The organism is Fibrobacter intestinalis (assembly GCF_900167415.1).
Lineage (GTDB): Bacteria > Fibrobacterota > Fibrobacteria > Fibrobacterales > Fibrobacteraceae > Hallerella > Hallerella intestinalis.
On record NZ_FUWU01000007.1, the window covers coordinates 33,643 to 47,490 of the forward strand.

The following is a 13,848-nucleotide window of genomic DNA, read 5'->3' on the forward strand; positions in this document are numbered from 1 at the left end:
GCCGACAGGCAAAAGAGAATTTTACTTTTTGGAAAAAGGAAAAAGTCCCAAGGCAAAAAGAAATAAGGTAAAATGGAGCTTCACGCGATTTCTTGCGTCCGCTGAAAACGGCACTCGAGGAAGCGAAAATAGCACACGAAGCGAACTGCGAACCGCGCGAAATGTTCGCGAAAGAACGACGCCTTTGAAGCCATAATGCTTGCGATAAAAATACAGTTGCGAGGAATCGTGTTGCAAACTGCGCGAAAGAACGTTTTTCGCAGAGCCTCCGCCCAGATGGATGATGGAAGTTTTAAAATCAATCAAAAAGCGGATTTGAAAACGGTGCGCCCGATACGCCCAGTCCACATCTTCGTAATACATGAAAATATTTTCGTCAAAACCGCCCACCTTATTCCAGGTTTCCCTTGTCATCATCCAAGCCGCCGCATTAGTCCACTGGGCTTCATAAAAGGACGTGCCGGATATGGGTTTTATTTCTCCATTCACGTAACGCGACGCCGATTCCTCGGAACGGAAGGCATTGAAAAAAAATTGCACCGGCGGGATTTTGGAAAACCAGTTTTTTTGAAGACTGCCATCCACATTCAAAAGCCGAGGGACCACGACATCATTTGGAAAAAGGGACAAATCTTTTTGCAAAGAAGGAATTGCATTCGGCGAAAGCCGCGTATCATTATTCAAAAATAAAATGGAATCAAATGAAAAATTTTCCGGTTGAGCTAAGGCAATTCCTGCATTGTTGGCGGCACCAAATCCCCGATTTTCCTTGGCGCAAAGCAAGCGGACTTCGGGATAATCCTGAGCAATACGCTCCGGCGTGCCATCTAGACTTCCGTTGTCCACCACAAAAATCTGGAACAATTCCTTGGGATTTTTTAGCAAGTCATCCAGACAATTTTTGGTTTGTTCCCAATGTCCGTAAGTAACGATAATGATGGCTGTTTTTTGAATCATGATTTCTTCCAAAAAATTTTTGCCCAAGGAAGCCCGATTAAAGAAAATAAAATCTGTCGGATTCGCGTTTTTAAATTTCGGGGTAAAAAAAGTTCATTCTGATTTTTTAAAATCCAAGGCAGAAAAAGGGGCAGAAATCCCTTTGTTTGTCTCCCTTGGTGAAGCTTCAGGAGTTTTTGAGCAAAACGGATTTCCCCTTCGGTCAGTGGAATCCTTTCGGCATTTTTCAAAAGGCACAAGACCCAGTTTTCCTGAATTTTCAAAGTCTGGCTCATGGGCGGAACCGGTTTTCCTCCCACCGCATTGGATTCATGCAAGCGATATTTTACAACGGCTTCGGAAAGACGGTAAATGCCGCCATGACGTTCTGCAAGCATGGCAATCCAGCGATCATGCACAGAAACGCCTTCGGGAATGGGCAAAGTTTTGGCCAGCAAAGAAGCTCTAAATAAAGAAAGGCAACCGGTGACATGATTGATTCCCGCAATCTGCGCTTTGATGGAAACCCTATCCGGAATTCCGTCATAGATTCTCCAGGAAGGCGCGATTTGTTTACCGAAAGCGTCTATTACCTGTGCATCGCCAAAAGCCAAAGCACTGGAAGGATTTTCAACAAGAGCTTTTTTCAAAAGAGTTAATTTGTTTGGAATCCATTCGTCGTCCTGATCAGCGAGGGCGATAAAATCGGAATCATCCACATATTGCGAAGCAAAACTTAACGCCTGATGAAACGCGCCTCGGTGCCCCAGATTTTTTTCACCGCGAAAAATTTTAATAGGCAAAACTTCGGAAAATTTTTCCAAAACGGAAACCGAAGCATCTGTAGAAGCGTCGTCATAAGCCACAATCCATTTCGCTTTCTCCGTTTGATTGCAAAGGGATTGCAAAAAAAACGAAAGAAATTTTTCGCCATTATAAGTACAGAGAACGATACAAATCTGATTCATAATTACTCTTGAAATATCTGGAGAAAAATTTCTTGTGTCCGTTTTTCAAATTCATCTAGACGACGATTTTTAAACAAGCGTTCCCGGCAAACCATAAATTCATCTTCACGAAAACTTTCGGGCAAGTTCCTGATTTTTTGCAGGGCATCCTGAATGTCTTGGGGATTATAAATCATCCAATCCGGCAATTCAAATTCTTTGACGTATTCAGAATCGGCAACCAAAACAGGAACGCCACAAGCGAAAGATTCAAAAAGAATCATGGGCGTCCCTTCAAAATGGGATGGGATAAAAACAAGGTGGATTTGATTTTTCAGAATTTCGTGCAATTCACTTTGAGGCATCCAAGAATAAATTTGTACGGAATTTTCAACACCGTATTGATGAATCCGTTTTTCAAGGGTCTTCTTATTCGGGCCTTCGCCTATAATGCGAAAAGAACAGGGAAAACCCATTCGGGAAAGTTCCCTTGCAAGGGGCGGAATGACATCTTGCCCTTTTTGCTTAAAATAAATCCGCCCGATAGTCGCTATGGAAAGGGGCTTTATGGGTATCTTAGGCGGTAAAATGGCTTCCCAAGAAACGGGATTGGGAAGAATCCAGACTTGTTTTTTCGGACCAATAAAACGGCGCAAAAGTTTTTCTTGGGTTTTTGAAATCACAATCCACTTGAAAATTTTTGGATAAATGAAACGTGCCAGAAAATCACGAATAAGTCCCAAGGGAGCACCGGATTCCCGCTGCGTAAAAGCCATAGGGAAATAGGATATCAATCGGATTCCCATTTTTTTCGCAACCAGAACGGCTGGCAAACAACGTTCGATATTCCCCGGACAAATCACCAGAACTTTCACTTGAAATTTTTTAAAAAGTTCACGCAGAATTTTTTGTTTTTGATGGGAACGGTCTCGAAAAATCGGGAACGGCGTACTGGCAAAAAAAGGAAGCGGAACGCTGTGAATTTTTGGCGAAAGATTCTCTAAAAATTTTGCAGAAGAATGAAAAAAAATGACTTCTGGAAAAATGTCACGAACAAAATTTGCCATTTTAGCCGAAAGCATTTCCTGGCCGCCCCATTCTCTGGCGTCGCTATAAAAGCAAATTTTTGTATCCATTTTTTGCATTGCAGAAAATATAGGTTTTACAAATCCCTTCTGCGTATTCTTTCTTCATTCTTCGGGGGGCCGTCGCCTCTTCAAGCAAAAGAAACGCCCTTTTTTCAAATCGGCTCTTAAAATTACCGGATTTCATTTTTCATGACTTCTTTTCGCCCTTGAAATTCTAAAATTAAAGCCATCATGAAATTGGCGAACTTCCTTTTGCTTTTTTTCGTCGGAACAGTTTTGGCGACTCTTCCCGGCCATATCGGCTTTGGCGACTCCTCCGCTTATTTCCGCATTCGAGGAACTCTCGGCGACTCCCTTTCGGTTTCCCGCTTTGACAACACACCGAAAACCGACAAGCACACGGAAAACAGCCTATTCGTGGAGCTCTTTATCAACGGTGCGATTACAGACAAATTTACATTTCAAGCGAAGGCTCGCGTATCCAACGACAAAACCTCCCGTAGCTACCAGGATCCGGGCTACAATCCCTACAACGGCATTCCCTTTAACGTTCAGAGCGACAATTCCCGAACCTGGGACTATTTTACGGCAAGCAGCCAATTCCGTTTCAACCCATGGGTAAAGCTCATGGGCGGAGTCGATTATTTGGCATGGGGACCCGCTCGTCGTAATAAGCTGACTCTCAAAGGCGAGAACGTTCACTATCGTCCGTGGATGGATTCAACAGACCACATTATGCAGCCCGCGCCAACACCGTATTTGGGATATGAATTTACCATCGGACCTGTAACCTATACGCAATACGCCGGAAAACTTTATCACGACAAGCATAAAGACAAATTTTTCCATGCGCACCGCCTCGGCTTGAATCTGCCCGCCCGCATTGAATTTGGGATTAGCGAGACGCTTCTTTATGGTTCTACAGTCGAAAGAGCCGGCTCGAACGCAAACGAAGATGCCGACAGCACGGACCGCAGTTTTGAATGGATTTATGCGGCACCGTTTGTTCCCTATATTTTTGCACAGCACTACACGGGAGACTTAGAAAATACCGGCATCAGTTTTGACATGAGCGTCAAGACGATTCCGAACTGGGAAATCTATGCGGAAATGCTCTGGGACGACATGAAAAAACCGACCAGCATGTTCGACGATTCCTGGTGGGGAAACAAATGGGCGGCCAGCATCGGCGTCGCGACAGACAACCGTCAAATCGGGCCAGTCCTCTTTTCGTTCAACTCCGAATTCACTTGGATTGAACCTTGGGTCTATACGCATCACAAGGGAGCAGGATATTCCTATACGCATTACGGCCAAAGTTTTGGTTCCGAACTTGGTCCCAATTCCCGCGAATTTTACACCGAAATCCGAGCTGCATACAAAGCGGTGGAGCTTTCCTTTTTTGCCTCGAATGTTGCCAAGGATTCCGCCTTTGGTGGCAACCTTTACGATATCCACACGCCCTACGACAGAACCGATCGTGAATTTTTAGCGAAAGCGAGTACTCTTCACTACCGGGAATTCGGCGTCGGCGTGCAATGCAAACCGACCGAGTGGCTGTGGCTTCATCTTTCGCAGAGCTTTTACACGGGCGACTATGAAGGCTATCGTTTAAGCGGAAGTGCAGGCATCACTTGGTAACTTGGAAAATTTTTCGCAAAACTCGAATAGACAACGGCATCATCGAACTCCTTTGGAAAGCATTCCTTCGTCCATGAAGCATTCTCGTTCAGCCGTTCCATCCATTTACGTTGTAATTCATCTTTTGATTTTCTAGCTTTAGGATATGACACAAGACGAAATTCAAAAATATGCGGAAAGCCTGGCCCAAAAAGCCAGAAGCGCTTCCGCAAAAATTCGCACCATTCCAGCAACTCTCCGAAATCAGGCACTTTCCGAAGTTGCCAAAGCTCTTCGCGAAAACGAAAAAAAGATTCTTGAAGCCAACGCGCGGGATCTGGAAAATAGCCAAGACAAGCTCTCCCCCGCCAAGCTGGACAGATTGACTCTCAATCCCGAACGCATTGAAAACATGGCTCGCGGAGTCGAGGAAATCGCCGCTCTCCCCGATCCTTTGGACAAAGTTTTGGAAAAAAGAACGCTCCAGAACGGAGTGGATATTTCCCGAGTTACCGTGCCTCTGGGCTGCATTTTTTTCATTTATGAAAGCCGTCCGAATGTGACTATCGACGGTGCTGCACTTTGTTTCAAGTCGGGAAATGCAGTCGTCTTGCGCGGAGGAAAAGAGTCCCTGCATTCCTCCCAAATTCTCGCCCAGATTTTTCGAGACGCGCTGACCAAAACCGGAATAGATTCCGACGCCGTCCAACTCGTCGAAGAGCCCGACCATGCCGTCGTCTCGGCTCTTTTAAAACAATCCGAATATCTGGACTTGGTGATTCCCCGAGGCGGCGAACGGTTGATTCGCGCCGTCGTCGAACAGAGTTCCATCCCTGTCATCAAGCATTTCAACGGCATTTGCCACATCTATGTGGACAAATCTGCAAATCTGGAAATGGCCGCCAGAATTGTCGAAAACGCCAAAACGCAACGCCCCGGAACCTGCAATGCCATGGAGACGTTGCTCCTGGACTCCAGCCTTTCCGATAGCGATATGAAGGCGATTCTCGATCCGCTTCGCGCTAAAAAAGTGGAAATGTTCGGAGACGCCAAAACCCGAGAACGCATTCCCGATATCAAAGACATCGACGAAAACGCCAATTACCATCATGAATATCTTGCGCTCCAGTGCAGCGTCCGCATTGTCGATGGCGTAAAAGAAGCCTGCAAACACATCGAAGAATTTTCGAGCCGCCACACGGAAGCACTCCTTGCCGAAGATACCGAAGTACAGCGTTATTTTCTCCGCAACGTCGATTCTTCCAGCGTGATGATCAACGCCAGCACGCGACTTGCCGACGGCGGAATTTACGGACTCGGTGCAGAAGTCGGCATTTCCACGGATAAAATTCACGCCCGTGGCCCCATGGGAATCGAAAGCCTGTGCACTTACAAATGGATTTTGAACGGTAACGGTCAATTGAGAAATTAGGCAAAATATGCAAACCGAAGAAATTTTAAAAGAAGTCAAATACGAAGTTCAATTCGGCGACAAGTTTTTGATTCCCGCCATCGTTCAGGACGCCGACAAGCACGACGTGCTCATGATGGCCTGGATGGACAAAGAGGCGCTCCGCCGAACCATCGAATGCGGAGAAATGGTTTTCTGGAGCCGCAGCCGCAAAGAATACTGGCACAAGGGCGATACCAGCGGCAACGTAATGACCGTGATCGATTGGGCTCTGGACTGCGACAGCGATGCGCTTCTTTTTCGCGTCCGCATGAAAGGTCCACAAGTCGCCTGCCATACCGGCTCCCGCACTTGTTTTTTTAAAAAAGCCGAAAATTAATCCGCGGAGTCAAATCCGGCGGACGCCCCTAAACGACTCCTTCCCCAAGCGATGCAGATATCCGATTTGCCAGATTCCAAACGCTTCAAACGTTTGCTTCTTGCGGTTTCCGGCGGATTGGATTCCATGTGCCTAGCGCATTACTTTGTACACAACCAACTCGCTTTGGGAATCGAATGGTTGGGAATTGCACACGTCCATCACGGACTTCGTGGCAGCACCGCCGACCGAGACGCCGATTTTGTCGCCCGATTTGCTTTTCAATCCCGCCGGCCCTTCTACATCCGATATCTAAACGGAGCCGCTCTAAAACAAAAAGGTTCCATTGAAGAAAACGCTCGCCTTGCCCGCTACGCCGCCCTCAAAGAAATCGCAGCTCTTCCCGAAGTTCGCGCGGACTATATCCTTACGGCACACCATGCCAACGACCAGGCGGAAACCGTTTTGATGCGGATTTTACGCGGCTCTTCCTGGAAAGGACTTTGCAGCATTCAAACCGTGCGGGAAGACGGCGTTTTTCGTCCTTTGCTCCCATGCACGAAAGCCGATTTGAAAGAATACGCCGAAGAAAATCACATTGAATATGTCGAAGACGAAACCAATGCCGACGAATCCTTCGCCCGAAATGCCATCCGTCACCGGCTTTTGCCCATTTTAAATGCCGAAATTTCTTCTTTGACAAATATCGCAAAATTGTCGACAAGCCTTTGCCAAAAAATCCGTCACCAATCCGAGACGGCCATCCGGCCTTTTGTTCTCCCCCCCAAGCTGTGGCCATTCCCCAAAGAATCTTCCCCATACGAAACGGTCATTGCCATTCACCAACAAGTACTGGTGAATTTGTCTTTAAAAAGTCTCAATGGCGGTGCTGAAATTTTCCGCTTTTGGTTGCAAGAAAATGGATTTGCATTTCCTAGAAGCATCCAGTTCCTCTCTTCCTTTTCCTCCAGAGACGCCGAACTGATCTTTGAAAAATCCAAATCGATACTTTGGTTTTGCCAAAACAAAAAAAAGGAAGAGCCCGCAACGCCTGCCGGTTTTCGCAAACGAAAAAACGGAGACTTTTGCATTCCTGCCGGACGCCCACCCAAAAAATTGGGAAAATGGATGGAAGAAGAAGGCATTCCCGCATTTGTCCGGGACTTTATCCCTCTCTATGCCGAAGAAAACCGCATTTTTCAAATCGGCAAAATCCATCTCGGCGACAATCGCTGAATCCGGCTTGATTATTTGAAAATAACGCCTTTATCAAAAGGCTATCCCCAACCATTTCTTTTTGCAATTTGTATTTTTACATCGCATTTTTAAAGGATTAAAATGACTAAAAAGCCTAAGACGCCTTCTGCATTTCAAAATCGGAATTTTTTCCTGATTGCAACCATGCTTTTGATGGTTTTGTTCTTTATGCGCCTCTACGACGGCGAAGAAACCAAAGACCTGACCCGAACCGAATTCTTCGCCATGATGAACGATTCCACGTCAGAAATCAAGAGCCTGAAATTGCAGCGCACCCTCGACGGCATCACCATCGAAGGAACACGGGCGATGACCTCCGAAGAAATCGCCGGAGAAAAGAAGCAAAACGGATTTCTCTCCCGTTTTGTCCGCAGCAATTCCACTCCCAACAACACGCAGGCGTTCACAAGCCATGTACTCAATCTGACCAGCGAGCAAATCGACACGTGGGAAAAGACGAAAAATCTGAAAGTCCGCGTCCTTCATGAAACGCGAAGCTGGATAGACCGCATTTTCGCGTTCCTTCCCGCCATTCTTCTCATCGCTTTCTTCTGGTATATGATGGTTCGTCAAACCGGAGGAAAAGGCGGAGTCGGAATGTTCTCCTTTGGCAAGAGCAAAGCGAAACAGCTCAACGAAAACGGAAAGAGCAAAACGACATTTAAAGATGTCGCCGGATGCGATGAAGCCAAAGCCGATTTGGTGGAAATCGTTCATTTTTTGAAAGACCCAAAAAAATACGACGCTCTGGGCGGAAGAATTCCCAAAGGAGCCTTGCTTGTCGGCCCTCCGGGAACGGGAAAAACCTTGCTGGCCCGCGCAGTCGCTGGAGAAGCCGGAGTTCCTTTCTTCAGCATGTCCGGTTCGGATTTTGTAGAGATGTTTGTGGGCGTCGGTGCCGCACGCGTCCGCGACCTTTTTGATATGGGAAAAAAGAACGCCCCCTGTATCCTCTTTATTGACGAAATCGACGCGGTGGGACGCCAACGCGGCGCAGGTCTCGGCGGAGGGCATGATGAACGGGAACAGACTTTGAACCAGCTCCTCGTGGAAATGGACGGATTTGCCGCCAATGCCGGCGTCATTCTGATAGCTGCAACAAACCGCCCCGACGTGCTGGACAAAGCACTGCTGCGCCCCGGACGTTTTGATCGCCAGATTACCGTCGGCCTTCCCGATTTGATCGGTCGTGAAGCCATCCTGAACGTCCACTTGAAAAAACGGAAAGTTCCGCTGGCAGACGACGTGAACGTGAAGGAAATCGCCAAGGGCACCCCCGGACTTGCAGGCGCGGATTTGGAAAATCTGATTAACGAAGCGGCTCTCCTGGCTGCCCGATTCAACAACAAAAAAGTAACCCGACAGGACTTTGAAGAAGCGCGGGACAAACTCGCGATGGGAGCCGAACATCGCACGCTTTTGATGTCCGACGAAGAAAAACGGCACACGGCATTCCATGAAGCCGGACACGCCCTTATGACCCTTCTTTGCCCGCATTCCGATCCTCTGCACAAAATAACCATCATTCCGCGCGGACGCGCCCTCGGCGTCACCATGTCGCTTCCGGAAAACGACCGCGTATCCCTTTCCAAGGAAAGCGCCGAAGAGAACATCATGATTCTCATGTCTGGACGCCTCGCGGAATTGATCGTATTCAACCATCAGAGCACCGGAGCATCCAACGACATCGCGCGCGCAACGGATCTCGCCCGGAAAATGGTAACGGAATGGGGCTTTGACGACAACATCGGGCCGCTCTGCTACAGCCGCAACGATGGCGAAATTTTCCTGGGTCGGGAAATCAGCAAGCCGAAAGAAATGTCCGAAAAAATGGCGGAAACCATTGACGATGCGGTGAACGGACTTGTAAAACGCCTGACGGAAAAAGCCCAAAAACTGCTGACAGAAAATCGGGAAAAACTCGACACCCTGGGCAATGCGCTCTTTGAATACGAAGTTCTGGACAGGGACGAAGTGGAGCGGGTTCTTGCCGGTGAAAAACTGGAAGACTCCAAAAAGAGCCGCACCTATCTCTTCCAAGAAGAAATGCGAAAAAAACAGGAAGAGGAAAAGCAAAATGAAGAACCGCCGCCCGATCCGGGTCGTCCGGCTCCGCTCCCCACTGAACCGGAATCCGCACAAGACGCCGAAATCAAGGGAGAACACGCTTAACATGCCTTTTTCCAGTTATATCAAAAATTCTTCGGCAAATCCGTGGACCGTCTGCGGCAACGTCATTTCGGGAAAACCGGTTCCCGCGGTCATGGGAATCGTGAATGTCACGCCGGACAGTTTTTTTGACGGGGGAAAGCACAACACTCTCGATGCCGCATTCGAACACGCCCAAAAACTCTTAGACGAAGGCGCAAGCATCATCGACATCGGCGGAGAAAGTTCTCGCCCCGGAGCCGCACACGTTTCCGCCCAAGAAGAAATCGAGCGAGTCGTTCCCCTTATCCGCAAACTCGCGCCCCTGCTTTCGACCAGAAATTTCACCATTTCCGTCGATACCGTAAAATCCGAAGTCGCCTTGGAAAGCGTCAAAGCGGGCGCGCATATTATCAACGACATCAGCGCGCTGCAATTCGACCCGAACATGGCGCAGACCATCGCCGAAACCAAAGCGTCTTGCGTTTTGAATCACATGCGCGGAAATTTCGGCACGATGCAACAAGACTTCGCCCCCTATCAAGATGTCGTCCGCGAAGTTCGGGAAAGCCTTCTCCAGGCAGCGCAAAAACTCATCGATTTAGGGGTGGACGAAAAAACGATTTGTCTGGATCCGGGCATAGGCTTTGGCAAAGACTTGCAAAACAATCTGGATTTGATCGCCTATGCCGAAAAATTTGTCGATACCCGCTTTCCCGTTCTTTATGGAATGTCCCGCAAATCCTTTATCGGAAAAACGCCCGGACTTGAAAACAGCGACCGCCTCATTCCCACGGTCGTTTCGGGGATTTTGGCAGCATTGGGCGGAGCAACCGTCATCCGAGTGCACGATGTCCGCGAAGCCGTCGAATCCTTTCAACTACTAAAGGCTTTCCGCCATGCACCTGTTTAAATTATTTGGCGTTATCGATGTCCGCTTTGCGGATATTCTCGACATCTTTCTGATATCGATTATCGCTTATTACGTCTTTCTGCTCTTTCGCGGAACGCGCGCCGTCCAGATGTTTGTCGGAGGCGGCCTTCTGCTTATCGGGTGGATTCTGGCGCAATGGTGGGAACTGCACACCCTGGTTTGGCTATTGAGCAATCTGGCGACTCTCGGCATTATCGCCATCGTCATCCTCTTCCAACCGGAAATTCGGGGAGCGCTCACCCGCATCGGCCAATCCGCCGCCAAAATGAATTTGAAAAATCTCTTTTTCCACCAGAGCGGACTGAACAAAATTGCCGAAGAAATCGGAGCCGCCGTTCAGGACTTGGCAAAAAATCAATTCGGGGCATTGATTGTTTTGGAAAACCGCGTGGGACTCCGGAACTACGCCGACACTGGAGAAGCGCTGAACGCCCGAATCAGCTCTCGTCTGTTGCGCGCCCTCTTCTTCCCCAATTCGGCTCTCCATGATGGAGCAGTCATCTTGAACAGCCGCTGCATCGTCGCCGCGGGCTGCATTCTTCCGCTGCCAGCGATTACTTCGGAACAGGACACCAGTTACGGAATGCGCCATCGAGCCGCCAAAGCGCTCGCCGCAGAAAGCGACGCCATGGTCATCGTCGTTTCCGAAGAAACCGGTTATATTTCCATCGCCTACCGCACCACCCTTCGGCGCAAGCTCAGCGTCAAAGAAGTCGAAGAAGAAATCAAGCGCCACTGGCGCGCTCTTTTTGACGACTCCGCATCCAAATAGCCTTTATCCATTCCTCTTTGCCATTGGGAATTTCTTATGAAACCTGCACAAAAAAATTCTTCCGAACGCCAGCTTCAAAGAAAAAGAAAATACCACTTGACGATTCTCGTCCTGATGTTGCTGCTGCTCGCGGCCCTATTTGTCGTCCAATGCCAGCTTTCCCACATGAAAGCGGATATGCTTGCCGAACGGAAAACCGAAATCGACGACAAAGCCAAAGACAAGAAATTCCAGGAAGACAGCCTGCAACGCTACAAAGACAGCCTTGCAGCCGCACTTCTCGCCGACAGCATCGCCCGCGCGGATAGCCTAGCCCGCATCCAAGACAGCATTGTCAAGGCGACGCCAAAGCCGCTTTCGCCCGAAGAAAAAGCCCGACAGGACAGCATAGCCGCTCGGAAGCGTTTTGTCAGAGACAGCATCGCCCAAGCGAAAAAAGCCGAAGAAGACAGCCTGAATCGGCGGAGAAAGGAAATCGCGGACAGCATCGAAGCTTACAACAATCGGGATTCCATTCCGCCTCAAGCCTTCATCTTGCCGCCCGAAGGAAGATATTACGATCCTATTCAAATCAAAGTAAAATGCGACGAAATCCGCTGCAAAACATTTTACGCCGTCGGCGATACAAATCAAGCGCAAGAATTGACCGGAGCGGTGACTTACAACAAAACCGGCGACGTCTATTACCAGGCCGAAGACTCCGCGGGCAATAGAACGCCTTGGCAAAAAGTCCGCTACGATATGGCGAGCGACAATCTTTGCGGCAAAAACGCCTACCCTGTTCCTGTAAACGGCAAGACCGTGTGCGTAGATGCCTATGAATATCCCAACATTCCCGGAGAAATCGCCAAAGACATGGTTTCCCATGAACAAGCAGTCGCCCTTTGCGAACAGGCGGGAAAACGCCTCTGCCGCTTTGATGAATGGAGCGCCGCTTGCCGGGGAAAAGACGGATTCCGCTATTCCTATGGAAACAGTTACCGTCCCTCGGTCTGCAATACCAATTCAAAATCCGCAAAACGCGCCGGCAGAAAAGAAGGATGCCGGAGCTGGTTCGGCATGTACGACATGAACGGCAATCTGTGGGAATGGACGGCGACCCCCGCCAATGCGCCCAACCGCTTCCTTGTCGCCGGAGGAGCCTGGGACACGCAAAACGAAAGCCACTGTTCCAGCACCAAATACAGCTTTTACCCGCAGAACCAGTACAACTTTGTCGGCTTCCGCTGCTGTGCAGACGCCAAATAAAGCGGCTATTCTTTAAGCTCGATATGCAAATGCTCGTTCGCCGTGTTCTTTTCTTCCCAAAAGACGTTGAAGCGTTTGCCTAAAGCTTGGCGAATCGACGCCACCAGCAGCGACCTTTTATTCCGCGGGACGTCGGAAATCCGAAAATCCAGTGCCTTATTTTCATAATGTTTGGAACGGCGAGCGTGTTTTCCATAATCATTTGCGCTTGTAATCGTCGGGCGATAGGAATCCCCCATCACTTTGTGATATTCTGCAACGACGACCAGACCGGCGGAATCCATGGCGGCATCCAATTTTCCCGTATAGACTCCCGTTTTTAGCTGAACCCTTTTAATCAGCAGATTATGCACTTCGGCGGGTCCCCACTCCGCGCAGCAGATTGCGCAAAAGAAAAGCAACATGGCAGAACAAGAACGCATACAATTTCAAAAATAACTATTTTAAAGAGGCACTCATTCCTTCGGAGAACAAGATGAAAAAATTGTTTTGGATTGCCACTTTTGCCTCGCTCGCCATTTTGACTTCTTGCGGCAAACAGGAAAAACCCGTTTTTACCGGTTATTGGCAAGGCGATGAAAACATGATTTTTGAAGTTTTTCAGCCGGATCCTTCCCAAAACAACTACACTATCCGCAACATCAACGGCGATTTGCAAGCGCATGTCGAAGGCGATTCCCTGCTCACGGGAAAGAATTCTCTGGAAATGCCGTTCTATATGCGAGTTCGGGGCGATTCCGCATTTTACCAGTTCGGAACAATCATTTCCACATACGCCCGAATCGATTCAGCAACATACCATAAGCTATTCCAGACGCTGACCCCGGCAAATCCCTAATTAAAGGACCATTGAAAACAAAGTTCCCAGCACGACAAGCGACAACGTAAAATTCAAAAAGAGCATTGTTCGCCGAAGTATTTTCAGAAAGGATTCCTGCCATGCAGGGCCTTTTATTTTTTTCAATTCCTTGAAAGCGAGAAGCGTACTTAAAAATCCCGTGACAACCAGCATCAACGCTCCGGGAAAATAGCCGTCACGCCACACCAGAATAGAAATCCAGCACCCGAGAACAACGGCAATAACGCCGATGATAAATTCCACAACATAAAGTTTCCGGTTCATAAATCC

At 48.5% G+C, this 13,848-nt stretch carries 14 protein-coding genes; 9 read left to right on the plus strand and 5 right to left on the minus strand.

The genetic code is table 11. The features are described 5' to 3' along the window. Positions 1-21: 21 nt before the first annotated feature. Genes B5D40_RS03205 through B5D40_RS03215 form a run of 3 tightly spaced genes read right to left on the minus strand, consistent with a single transcriptional unit; the run spans position 22 to position 3,028 of the window. The gene (locus B5D40_RS03205; protein ID WP_143394319.1) at positions 22-957 is read right to left on the minus strand and encodes a glycosyltransferase family 2 protein; all 936 of its coding nucleotides are present in this window, start codon (positions 955-957) and stop codon (positions 22-24) included. Continuing rightward, entirely contained in the window at positions 954-1,904 is a 951-nt protein-coding gene (locus tag B5D40_RS03210) for a glycosyltransferase (protein ID WP_078775744.1), read from the minus strand. Before B5D40_RS03210 ends, B5D40_RS03205 begins: the two co-directional genes overlap by 4 nt. Before the next feature lie 2 nt (positions 1,905-1,906). Beyond that, entirely contained in the window at positions 1,907-3,028 is a 1,122-nt protein-coding gene (locus tag B5D40_RS03215) for a glycosyltransferase (RefSeq protein ID WP_078775745.1), read from the minus strand. A 174-nt stretch (positions 3,029-3,202) separates the two neighbouring features. On the opposite strand from B5D40_RS03215, the gene B5D40_RS03220 reads away from it, so the two are divergent. The 8 genes from B5D40_RS03220 (at position 3,203) to B5D40_RS03255 (ending at position 12,719) form a co-directional block, all read left to right on the plus strand. Continuing rightward, positions 3,203-4,612, plus strand: a complete 1,410-nt coding sequence (locus B5D40_RS03220; RefSeq protein WP_233134212.1) for a capsule assembly Wzi family protein — start codon at positions 3,203-3,205, stop codon at positions 4,610-4,612. 145 nt (positions 4,613-4,757) lie between these two features. Beyond that, positions 4,758-6,023, plus strand: a complete 1,266-nt coding sequence (locus B5D40_RS03225) for a glutamate-5-semialdehyde dehydrogenase (protein WP_078775747.1) — start codon at positions 4,758-4,760, stop codon at positions 6,021-6,023. Positions 6,024-6,030: 7 nt separating this feature from the next. Beyond that, positions 6,031-6,381 (plus strand): phosphoribosyl-AMP cyclohydrolase, encoded by a 351-nt coding sequence (gene hisI / locus B5D40_RS03230; protein ID WP_073305087.1) that lies wholly within the window; start codon positions 6,031-6,033, stop codon positions 6,379-6,381. 66 nt (positions 6,382-6,447) lie between these two features. After that, a complete protein-coding gene (gene tilS, locus B5D40_RS03235) occupies positions 6,448-7,596 on the plus strand; it encodes a tRNA lysidine(34) synthetase TilS (RefSeq protein ID WP_158222057.1) in 1,149 nt (382 codons plus the stop codon). Positions 7,597-7,698: 102 nt separating this feature from the next. Continuing rightward, positions 7,699-9,789, plus strand: coding sequence for an ATP-dependent zinc metalloprotease FtsH (gene ftsH / locus B5D40_RS03240; RefSeq protein ID WP_233126350.1), 2,091 nt, complete (start codon positions 7,699-7,701; stop codon positions 9,787-9,789). Between the two features lies 1 nt (position 9,790). Further along, positions 9,791-10,678 carry a dihydropteroate synthase gene (folP, locus tag B5D40_RS03245; RefSeq protein ID WP_078775749.1) on the plus strand — a complete coding sequence of 296 codons (888 nt, stop codon included), beginning with the start codon at positions 9,791-9,793 and terminating at the stop codon, positions 10,676-10,678. After that, entirely contained in the window at positions 10,665-11,471 is an 807-nt protein-coding gene (gene cdaA / locus B5D40_RS03250) for a diadenylate cyclase CdaA (protein WP_073305084.1), read from the plus strand. Before folP ends, cdaA begins: the two co-directional genes overlap by 14 nt. A 36-nt stretch (positions 11,472-11,507) precedes the next feature. Then, positions 11,508-12,719, plus strand: a complete 1,212-nt coding sequence (locus tag B5D40_RS03255) for a formylglycine-generating enzyme family protein (RefSeq protein WP_078775750.1) — start codon at positions 11,508-11,510, stop codon at positions 12,717-12,719. Positions 12,720-12,724: 5 nt separating this feature from the next. On the opposite strand, the gene B5D40_RS03260 is transcribed toward B5D40_RS03255, so the two are convergent. Then, positions 12,725-13,141 (minus strand): hypothetical protein, encoded by a 417-nt coding sequence (locus B5D40_RS03260; protein ID WP_143394320.1) that lies wholly within the window; start codon positions 13,139-13,141, stop codon positions 12,725-12,727. A gap of 53 nt (positions 13,142-13,194) precedes the next feature. On the opposite strand from B5D40_RS03260, the gene B5D40_RS03265 reads away from it, so the two are divergent. Beyond that, positions 13,195-13,557: a hypothetical protein gene (locus B5D40_RS03265; protein ID WP_078775752.1), complete on the plus strand. Its 363-nt coding sequence runs from the start codon at positions 13,195-13,197 to the stop codon at positions 13,555-13,557. Here the strand turns inward: B5D40_RS03265 and B5D40_RS03270 are convergent, their stop codons facing one another. Further along, on the minus strand, positions 13,558-13,842 hold the full coding sequence (locus B5D40_RS03270; RefSeq protein WP_073305076.1) for a hypothetical protein: 285 nt from the start codon (positions 13,840-13,842) through the stop codon (positions 13,558-13,560). Positions 13,843-13,848 lie beyond the last annotated feature (6 nt).

Bases quoted from the DNA above. Each gene is read 5' to 3' on its own strand.
- B5D40_RS03205 (WP_143394319.1), bottom strand. From the start codon at position 957: ATGATTCAAAAAACAGCCATCATTATCGTTACTTACGGACATTGGGAA.
- B5D40_RS03210 (WP_078775744.1), bottom strand. From the start codon at position 1,904: ATGAATCAGATTTGTATCGTTCTCTGTACTTATAATGGCGAAAAATTT.
- B5D40_RS03215 (WP_078775745.1), bottom strand. From the start codon at position 3,028: ATGCAAAAAATGGATACAAAAATTTGCTTTTATAGCGACGCCAGAGAA.
- B5D40_RS03220 (WP_233134212.1), top strand. From the start codon at position 3,203: ATGAAATTGGCGAACTTCCTTTTGCTTTTTTTCGTCGGAACAGTTTTG.
- B5D40_RS03225 (WP_078775747.1), top strand. From the start codon at position 4,758: ATGACACAAGACGAAATTCAAAAATATGCGGAAAGCCTGGCCCAAAAA.
- hisI (WP_073305087.1), top strand. From the start codon at position 6,031: ATGCAAACCGAAGAAATTTTAAAAGAAGTCAAATACGAAGTTCAATTC.
- ftsH (WP_233126350.1), top strand. From the start codon at position 7,699: ATGACTAAAAAGCCTAAGACGCCTTCTGCATTTCAAAATCGGAATTTT.
- folP (WP_078775749.1), top strand. From the start codon at position 9,791: ATGCCTTTTTCCAGTTATATCAAAAATTCTTCGGCAAATCCGTGGACC.
- cdaA (WP_073305084.1), top strand. From the start codon at position 10,665: ATGCACCTGTTTAAATTATTTGGCGTTATCGATGTCCGCTTTGCGGAT.
- B5D40_RS03255 (WP_078775750.1), top strand. From the start codon at position 11,508: ATGAAACCTGCACAAAAAAATTCTTCCGAACGCCAGCTTCAAAGAAAA.
- B5D40_RS03260 (WP_143394320.1), bottom strand. From the start codon at position 13,141: ATGCGTTCTTGTTCTGCCATGTTGCTTTTCTTTTGCGCAATCTGCTGC.
- B5D40_RS03265 (WP_078775752.1), top strand. From the start codon at position 13,195: ATGAAAAAATTGTTTTGGATTGCCACTTTTGCCTCGCTCGCCATTTTG.
- B5D40_RS03270 (WP_073305076.1), bottom strand. From the start codon at position 13,842: ATGAACCGGAAACTTTATGTTGTGGAATTTATCATCGGCGTTATTGCC.